9 protein-coding genes are annotated in these 9,080 nt (G+C 71.1%); all 9 read left to right on the top strand.

Annotated elements, in window-relative coordinates; all coding sequences use genetic code 11:
- Positions 1-155 precede the first annotated feature (155 nt).
- Positions 156-1,811, top strand: coding sequence for a hypothetical protein (locus ACFXB5_RS39255; RefSeq protein ID WP_385217641.1), 1,656 nt, complete (start codon positions 156-158; stop codon positions 1,809-1,811).
- A gap of 16 nt (positions 1,812-1,827) precedes the next feature.
- Positions 1,828-2,133, top strand: coding sequence for an acyl carrier protein (locus ACFXB5_RS39250; RefSeq protein ID WP_385217638.1), 306 nt, complete (start codon positions 1,828-1,830; stop codon positions 2,131-2,133).
- Positions 2,130-3,284, top strand: a complete 1,155-nt coding sequence (locus tag ACFXB5_RS39245; protein WP_385217635.1) for an SDR family oxidoreductase — start codon at positions 2,130-2,132, stop codon at positions 3,282-3,284. Before ACFXB5_RS39250 ends, ACFXB5_RS39245 begins: the two co-directional genes overlap by 4 nt.
- Positions 3,281-4,285 carry a nucleoside-diphosphate kinase gene (locus tag ACFXB5_RS39240; RefSeq protein WP_385217632.1) on the top strand — a complete coding sequence of 335 codons (1,005 nt, stop codon included), beginning with the start codon at positions 3,281-3,283 and terminating at the stop codon, positions 4,283-4,285. Before ACFXB5_RS39245 ends, ACFXB5_RS39240 begins: the two co-directional genes overlap by 4 nt.
- Before the next feature lie 15 nt (positions 4,286-4,300).
- Positions 4,301-5,290, top strand: coding sequence for a ScbA/BarX family gamma-butyrolactone biosynthesis protein (locus ACFXB5_RS39235; protein ID WP_385217630.1), 990 nt, complete (start codon positions 4,301-4,303; stop codon positions 5,288-5,290).
- Between the two features lie 52 nt (positions 5,291-5,342).
- Positions 5,343-6,251, top strand: coding sequence for a UbiA family prenyltransferase (locus ACFXB5_RS39230; RefSeq protein WP_385217627.1), 909 nt, complete (start codon positions 5,343-5,345; stop codon positions 6,249-6,251).
- Between the two features lie 14 nt (positions 6,252-6,265).
- The gene (locus ACFXB5_RS39225; protein ID WP_385217624.1) at positions 6,266-7,543 is read left to right on the top strand and encodes an amidohydrolase family protein; all 1,278 of its coding nucleotides are present in this window, start codon (positions 6,266-6,268) and stop codon (positions 7,541-7,543) included.
- Between the two features lie 67 nt (positions 7,544-7,610).
- A complete protein-coding gene (locus tag ACFXB5_RS39220; protein ID WP_385217621.1) occupies positions 7,611-8,474 on the top strand; it encodes an SAM-dependent methyltransferase in 864 nt (287 codons plus the stop codon).
- A 103-nt stretch (positions 8,475-8,577) separates the two neighbouring features.
- Positions 8,578-9,036 (top strand): MarR family winged helix-turn-helix transcriptional regulator, encoded by a 459-nt coding sequence (locus ACFXB5_RS39215; protein WP_385217618.1) that lies wholly within the window; start codon positions 8,578-8,580, stop codon positions 9,034-9,036.
- Positions 9,037-9,080 lie beyond the last annotated feature (44 nt).

The following is a 9,080-nucleotide window of genomic DNA, read 5'->3' as shown; positions in this document are numbered from 1 at the left end:
CCCCCCCCCCCCCCCCCCGGCCACACCGGGGGCACGCGGACCCGCCCCCCCCTGGGGGACGCGCGCCCCGCGGACCGCCACAACGCCGGGGGCGACCTCGAGAAAGACGCGCGCGTCCCCGAGAAGACGGCCCATGTCACGACCGGGAGGCCCGTGTGATCCTCAGCGAGGACTATCTGCAGAACCTGCTCGACAAGACCATTCCGCAGATCCACTCCGTCGCCGACTGCGCTGTGGTCCTCGAGGGTTCGATCGCCGAGGGCTTCGGTAATTCCTCGTCCGACATCGACTTCCTGCTCATCGCGGACAGCGACGCCGACCTGCCCACCATGCCCTCGCTGCTGTTCCTGGACGGGCGGCGGGTCGAGGTCAGGACCCGCTCCGTGCGGCAGCTCGCCGAGCAGTTCTCCGCGATCACGACCGACACGCGCGGCCACGTGGGCGCCGTCCCGGAGGATCTGCTGAACCGCTGTCAGCGTCTGCTGCGCAGCTTCCCGCTGCGCAATCCGGACCTGGTGGCGAAGGTCAAGGGGCTGATGTCCCTCGACGACTTCCAGGACACGATGCGGGAGTGGTGGGCACATCACGCACGCCAGTCGATCCGCTACGCGCTCGCCCTGCGGGAACTCGGCCAGGAGGAGGAGGCCGCGGCATGGACCGAAGCCGGACTGATCCAGGCGGTGAAGTCCTGGGCGGCGGGGCGGGGAGAGGCCTATCTGGAGCCGAAGTGGCTGCCCATGCAGCTGGACCGCATCGGTGACCAGCCGCTGTGTGACCGGTACCGGACGCTGGCCTCGCTGGAGGCGTCGGGTCTCGACACCGCCGAGTACATCACCGCGGGCGTCCGGCTCACGGCCGATCTGGGGGTGGCGGGTGCCGAACCCGACTCCGAGCGGATCACCGTGGCCAGGGCCACCGGGGTGACCACCTGGCAGACCGGCGACCGTGTGCATGTCGTACGCGACAAGCAGGATGTGTTCGTCCTCGGCGACCGGGCGGCGCGGGCCTGGCGTTCGGTCGTCTTCGGCCGGCCACTGGGGAGCGTAGTGGCCGTGGCGGACGCGTCAGGAGCACCACAGGCGGGCCCGCAGATCGCCCAGTTCCTCCGGTTCGGTCTGGTGAAGGTGGCGTGGAAGGGCGACGGCCCGATCGTCCCCGCCATGCCGCTGGCCGCTCCGTCCGGCCCCGTCACACCGCCACCGAGTACCGCGCGGCCCATCGTCACCGTGGGCGGGGCGGCGGTCGGCGGTGAGGAGGGCATCGATCTGGTGCCCATGCCCGCCCGCCGGTTCAGCGCCGCCGCGATGACCCTCGTGTGGTCCAACGTGCTGGTGGAGAACGCCCGCGAGGACCTCACCGGCGCCCTGGACCGCGAGCAGTGGAGCGTCGCCGAACTCAGCGCCCGGAGGATACTGCGGGCCGCGCTGCGCGGTGTGCTCAGCGCCTACGGAGTCAACCCGCTGCCCCCGGACTCCGAGGTCGTCCGCAGGCTGTCCCTCCTTCCGGCGGGAGCGGACACCGACGAGATCCGGGCGAAGGCCCGGCATCTCACGACGCTCACGATCGCGTCCGTGGCTCAGGGCAGCGCGGCGCTCACCGCGCTGGACGACTTCGTCGCCCTGGTCCGGCACACGATCGGCGCGCACAGCTTCCCGTCCTCCTTCGACTCCTCGGACGGATGGCGGCAGACCCTGGAGATCGGCTACGACTGGCTGCGCCTCGGCGCCCACCTCGACGCGGACCTGCCCATCGACGAGGCGAGCGATCTGCTGTCCAGCGGTGGCGCGCAGCCGCATCTCGCCACCACCTGACGCTGAGGGAGCAACGTTGACGTCAAGCACCGGCACACCATCGCTGAACGAGGACGAGACGCGGAGCAAGGTGTACGCGATCGTCGGCGCGATGGCGCCCGCGGGGGGCGCCACCCTGGCGGACGACACCGCGCTCATCGCGGATCTGGCCTATGACTCGCTCCGGCTCATCGAACTGACGCTGGCGCTGGAGCAGGGCTTCGGACTCGGGGAGCTCCCTCAGGAGAGGACCGCCACGGTCACCACGCTCGGCGACATCGTCCGCCTGGTGACAGAAGCACGACGAGAGACCGAGGCACGGCAGGCGGAGGCGGGCCGATGACGGAGCGCCTGAGGATTCTGGTGACCGGCGCGGCCGGGCTGGTCGGTGCGGAGGTCACCGCCCGGCTGGTGGCGGCCGGGCACCAGGTCACCGCCCTGGTCCACAACCAGCCGGTGGTCATACGCAACGACGGCACCCCGCTGGAGCCGGACGCCGTCAGCTGCCTGCCGGGCGATGTGACCAAGCCCCGGCTCGGCCTGCCCGAGGCCGCGTACCAGGCGCTGGTCGCGGACGGCCTCGACCGGATCGTGCACTGCGCCGCGATCACCGACTTCGGCCTCCCCGACGAGGTCTACCAGGCGGTCAACGTCGACGGCACCGCCCACGTCCTGGAGTTGGCCCGCGCCGGCGGCGTGCCCCTCGTGCACGTGGGAACCGCCTATGTGTGCGGTGAGCGCGACGGGCTGATCCGCGAGACGGAGCTGGACGAGGGCCAGCGCCTCGCCAACGCCTACGAGGACAGCAAGTTCCGGGCCGAGACCCTGGTGCACAAGGCCCAGGCCGACGGGGTGCGAGCCGCGATCGTCCGCCCCAGCATCGTCGTCGGCGACGAGCACACCGGCGTGGTGCGCGACTACAAGAACATCTATGTCGTCCTCAAACTGGCCACCGAGGGCAAGGTCCGCTCCATCCCCGGCCAGTACGAGGCGCGCCTGGACCTGGTGCCCGTGGACTATGTGGCGGACATCATCACCGAGGTCACCCACCGGTTCGAGGAGGCGGCGGGCCGGACCTTCCACGCGGTGGGCGCACCGCTGACGCTGCGGGACTTCTCCGATGTGATGGCCGAGTACCCGCCGTTCCAGGTGCCGAGGTTCGTCCCTCCGACGAGCTTCGACGCCCAGCGGCTGCCCCGCCGGGAGCGGGCGTACTACGAGCGTGTCATGACGCTCTACGAGAGCTACTTCCGGCGCCGGATGCGGTTCGACGACTCCCACACCGCGGGCCTCGCCACCCGCAGGCCACCGGCGGACGGGCAGGACTTCCTGCGCGCTCTGATCGACCACTGCCTGGAGACGGGCTACCTGGGCGCACCGCCGGCCGATGCCACCGAGGTGCTCGCCCGGCTGAACATCACCGGCCCGGACGCGACCCCGACGGCGAACGGGACCAGCCCGACCGCGAGCGATGTGAACGGAGCAGGCCGATGACCGACGACACGACGAACGGCAGGCCCTTCGGCGACGACCTATCCCCGGCCCTCAGCTGCGATCCGCGCAAGCGCGTCCTCTTCGGCTCGGACACCTACTTCCTGGAGAGCGTCGAACAGCTCGCCACCCTCACCGTCGACGTCGACGGCTTCCTCCACCGGCACGCCGCGCTGCTGCTCAAGCCCGACGCCGTGGTCAGCAGGCAGTTGCCGACGACCGTCGACTGGCTGGCCCGGGAGGGCTTCCGGATCGTGGCGGCGGAACGCACCCGGCTCACCCCCAACACCGTGCGGGCGCTGTGGTACTTCCAGTGGAACCTGGCCACACCGGAGCGCCGCCGTCTCGCCGATCTGTTCACCGACACCTGCGACGCGGTGGTGCTCGTGGTGCGCCAGGACGCCGACGGGGCCGAGGCCCCACCGAGCACACCCGCGTCGGTCGTCCTGACCGAGCGGAAGGGCCCGACCGATCCGTTGGCCCGGGTCCCCGGCCAGCTCCGCTACGCCACCGGCCGCTACAGCTATCTGCTCAACCTTGTCCACACCCCCGACGAACCCGCCGATGTGGCACGGGAGTTGGGCATCTACTTCGGCGCGGCGCTCCGGCAGCGGGTCTACGCCTCCGCGCTGGCGGGCGAGGACCAGTCGGCCCGCGCGCGTGAGCTCGGCGAGCGGTTGCACGGCGAGGTGCCCGAGCGGGATCTCTCCTTCGAACCGGCCGCGGAACGGCTCAAGCGGGCCGTGGCGGAGGCGGAGGAATCCCTGGCCCCCGGCGCCGTCCGGGACGAGCTGCGCGCGGCCCGGCTCGCGGCCGGGGACCAGGAGGGCTACCGGCGGCTGATCGAAGCCGTCTGGCGGGCCGGGCTGCCGCTCGACGCCTGGGACACGGTGATCGTCGGCTCCCATGTCCTGCCCATGAAGCGCAAGGGGGTGGCCCCCGTGCTCGGTGGCGTCAGTGTGTCCGACTGGCAGCACCACCTGGCGCGGTCGGCGGTTCGGTAACACGGAGGGGGAAGCATGGACACGGTGGAATTCAGCCAGACGGTGCCGCGTGAGCTCGTCCACCGGCTGAGCCTGGGCGAGGTGTTTCTGACCGGCGTGCTCGCCCGGGACGAGGACACCCTCGACATCGGGGTGCAGATACCCCGCTCACACGCCTTCTACCGGGACACGGCGGGCTGCCGCCACGTCTACGACCCGATGGTCCTGGTGGAGGCCGTCCGGCAGTCGCTCCTCATGCTGGGTCACGATCTGTTCGAGAACCCGTTCGGCACGAAGTTCATCCTGCGGGACATCGCCCTGCGCGACGCGGACATCACCGCACTCGGGGTAGGCGACGTACCCACCGAGGTGGTGCTGCGCTGCCGCATCGTGCGCCGCTTCCGTGGCCGCGAGGGTCTGAAGGGGGCGCGGCTGTCCTACACCGCGCTGATCGGTGACCGCGTGGTGGCGACGCTGGACGGCTCCATGTCCTGGCTGACGCCCGCCCAGTGGCAAGCGACGCGCGAGGACGTGCGTGCCACGCTGGGGCTGCCCGTCCAGGCCACGTTCACGGCCTGTGAGCCGGGGGAGCGGATCGGCGAGGCCCTGGTCGACCGCAGGGACGCGGCGAATGTGGTCATCTCCCCGCTTCGGCTCCAACTCCCGCCGGACGGCGCGGAGATGGGGACCGCGCTGCTGCTCGTCGACACCAGCCACCCCGTGCTGTTCGACCACCCCCTGGACCATGTCCCCGGCATGCTGACCCTTGAGGCGTTCCGGCAGCTGAGCCTCGCCACCGCCGTGGAAACCGGGGTGCTGCCGTCGGCGTCGGCCGTCCTCACGGGGCTGAAGGCGCGCTTCACGGGCTTCGGCGAGCTGGATCTGCCGATCACCTGCGAGAGCGTCCGGGTGGACGGCGACGGGACGAGCGCCGTTCTGCGCTGCGTCATGAAGCAGGCCGGGCACACCATCGCCGACGGCGAACTGCGCCTCACACCGGCCCCCACGGAAGCGCGGCCGATATGACCGCCGCCCCCGGCACGCTCGACCGTCCCAGGTCCGGGAGACGGTGGCGGCGTTGAGCGATGTCCTGACCGCCACCCGCGGGCCGGCCCGGCTGGGCCGTTTCGTCCTGCGGATGTTCCGCCCGCAGATCTACGTCACCTACGGCGTGCTGTGGACCCTGACCCTGGAAGGCTCGGCCGAGGCACTCTCCGGGCCCTCCTCGCACTGGACGCCCTCCGGGGCGACCGTGGTGCGCGCGGTGAGCGTGGTGCTGGCCCTGCTGTTCGCCCGCATGGTCGATGAGCAGAAGGACCTGGAGTACGACCGCCGGCACAACCCGGACCGGCCCCTGGTGACGGGCGCCGTCACGGTGGCGGAGCTGCGCGGCGCCATGGCGCTGATCACGGTAGTCGTCATCGTGCTGAACGCACTCGTCTCGGCCCTCTCCGTGTTGCTGATCCTGCTCGCCCTCGGATACACGCTGTTCCTGGTCGCGCTGGAGCGCTGGTCGCCGCGGATCGGCGAGGCCCTCATCGCCAATCTCCTCGTCAGCTACCCGGTGCAGCTGCTGCTCTCCGTCTACCTCTATGTCTCGCTGCTGACCGGCGACGCGATCGACGGTGACGGGCGGGCCGTCCCGCTGATGGCCATGTTCGCCTGCGCCTTCCTCCAGTTCGAGTTCGCGCGGAAGACCGACTGGCGGCGGGACCCGGAGGCACGGCTGTACTCGGAGGTGCTCGGCCCGCGCGGCAGCGCGGCCGTGTGCCTCGCTCTCGCCGTGGGCGCGGTGGCACTCGGGCTCCTGCTCTTCGGGACGCGGGGCCTGCTGCCGGCGTTGAGCATCGTCTTTCCCGCTCTCGGCGCCTGGCGCTTCCTCGTGCGCAGACAGCCATCCGGGCTGATGCTCCCGGCGATGGGCTTTGTGCTCTTCTTCAACCTGCTGTGTTTCTACGGCTCCACAGCGATCGCGATCGGACGGTGAGAGAGGTGCGGCCGGTGATCATCGACAAGGTGCGGATCTTCGACGGGACAGCGATGCTGGGACCCGGGGCGGTGGAGTTCGCCGACGGGGTCATCACACGCGTCCTGACGGAGCCCGCCGCGGCTCCGGGCGCGTCGGCGTCGGCCGATGTGATCGACGGAACGGGCCTGACGCTGCTGCCCGGCCTGATCGACGCGCATACGCATGTGTTCGGCGCCGAGAGCAATCTCGAACTGGCGCTGGCCTTCGGAGTGACCACCGAGCTGGATATGTTCATGGGCCCGCCGGAGCTCACCCAGGCCCTGTGCACGGCGGCGGGTGAGCGTGCCGACCTCGCCGATATGCGCAGCTCGGGGCTGGTGGCAAGCGCGCCCGGAGGGCACCCCGGACACGCCATGCCGCTGCTGCCGACGGTGGCCGGGCCCGATGAGGCCGACGCGTTCGTGGCCGCGCGACAGGCGGAGGGCGCGCACTTCATCAAGATCATCGTGGATGACGGCGCGAATCACGGGATGTCGCTGCCCGCCCTGGACCGGGCGACCGTGACGGCGCTCGCCGGCGCCGCGCGGCGCCGGGGCCTGCTCACCGTGGCCCATGTGTCCGCCGGATGGTCCGCGCGACTCGCCCTGGACAGCGGTGTGGACATGCTGACGCACCTTCCGCTGGAGGCGGTTCTGGACGACGCGTTCGTCAGCCGGACCGCGGACGAGAAGCGGGTCGCCATCCCCACCCTGGCCATGCTGGAGGCGTCCGCCCCGGAGACCTCCTCCCGGCCCCGTACGGGACGATCGCTGGCGGACGATCCGCGCATCGTCGCCTATCTGCCGGGCCACGCCCGTACCGCGATCGCGGAAGGCCATGAGGGCCTCTGTGTGGAGAAGGAGTCCCCCGAGCACCACTTCACCCACGCCCTGGCGAGCGTGGCCCGTCTGCACCGGGCAGGTGTGCCCGTACTGGCGGGGACCGACACCAACTACCGGCCGGACCGCGCCTGCCCGGTCGTCCACGGCGCCAGTCTCCACACCGAGCTGGCCCTCCTCGTGGAGGCCGGACTGACTCCGGCGGAGGCGCTCACGGCGGCGACCTCGGCGCCCGCCGCGCACTTCGGTCTCTCCGACCGCGGAGTGATCGCGCCGGGCCGGCGCGCGGACCTCGTCCTCGTCGAGGGCGACCCCACGCGGGACATCACTCGCACCCGGTCGATCGAGGCGATCTGGCGCGGCGGCGTCCGCTTCGACCGTGCGGCGTACCGCGAGCGCACCGCCTCATCAGCCGGAGCGACACGCTCGTGAGCGGGAACGACACGCTCATGAACGGGGGAGAGGACATGAGAGACAACCACACGAAGCGGAGGACCACGTGACCGAAGGACACGAGCGCCTGGCGGGAGTCAGCAGCACCGCGCTGTTCGTGGGCATCACCCGCGCGGACGAGAGCCGGCGCCCGGACCGGCTGTTCGAGGACACCCTGGCCACGCGTTTCGTCGACGCCGCGGGCCCCGAGCAGCAGGCGGTCTGGACCGAGGGGCAGGGAAAGCTGTTCACCGAGGCCATGGGCGACTACTTCGCCCTGCGCACCCGGTACTTCGACGACTACTTCATCCAGGCGTGCGCCGCGGGCTGCCGCCAGGCGGTCCTGCTCGCGGCGGGCCTGGACACCCGTGCGTTCCGTCTGCACTGGCCGGACGGGACACGCCTCTTCGAACTGGACCAGCCCGACGTGCTCGACTTCAAGGAACGCGTCCTCCGGGGCGAGGAGCCGCGCTGCGAGCGCGAGGTGATCGCCGCCGACCTGCGCGAGGACTGGCCCTCGCTGCTGGCGAAGCAGGGCTTCCGCGAGGACGTGCCGACGGCCTGGCTGGTCGAGGGGATACTCGTCTACCTGCCCGAGCGCGACGCGGACCGTCTGCTCGACCGGATCACCGCGCTGTCCGCGCCGGGCAGCCACCTCGGGGTGGAACATGTCACCCGGTCGATGGTGAACACCGACCAGGCCCAGGAGGCGGCGTCCGCCTCACCGGAGGGCATCATGGGCTTGCTGTCCTCCCTGTGGAAGAACGAGATGACGCGGCCTCCCGCCAACTGGCTCGCGGACCACGGCTGGAGCGCCGTGGAGGAATCCCTCGCCGACCTTGCGGAGCGCCACGCCCGGCCCGTCCCTCCGGCGTTCGACCCAGCCCTGCCCGGCACGGGCCGCGTCCGTCTGCTGACGGCCGACCGCTGACCGACCGCCACCGCCAGGTGACCACCTTGACTTCAACTTAGGTTCAACTTCTACGGTCGATCCCATCGTCACACGAGTTCACGCAACGACGGAGGGACCGGCCATGGAGTATTCCCACAGCGACCCCGAACTGCTCAAGCAGCCCATCGGGTACTGGAGTTGGGCGGCCTACAAGGCCGTGGTCAGCCGCATCCAGGCCGCTCTCGCCGGGATCGGCGTCACCCAGCCGCAGTGGTGGGTCATCGCGCAGGTCGCACGCGCCGACACCGTCAAGACCCGCGGTGAGGTGTCCGGCCTCCTCCGCAACTATCTCGACGCCGGTCCGGAGGTCATGGAGGCGGAGATCGACCGGGCGATCGCCCTGGGCTGGATCACCGAGGACGCCGAGGGGCACCTGGGCATCACGGAGGAGGGCCGGGCCTTGTACGACACGGCCGCGGCCCTCCAGGACGAGCTGTGGGCGGAGCGGCACGCGGGCATCTCCGACGAGGAGTACCTGACGACCATGAAGGTGCTGCAGCGCTTCATCCACAACACGGGCGGGCATGGCTGGCACCACTAGCGCGTTCCGCGTGGTCGTGGGTGTTCCGGGCGGCGGTTCTCACC

It is taken from the genome of Streptomyces sp. NPDC059455, from assembly GCF_042750115.1.
Lineage (GTDB): Bacteria > Actinomycetota > Actinomycetes > Streptomycetales > Streptomycetaceae > Streptomyces > Streptomyces endocoffeicus.
Note: the sequence above shows the minus strand (reverse complement) of the source record. Positions and strands in the feature narration are given on the sequence as shown.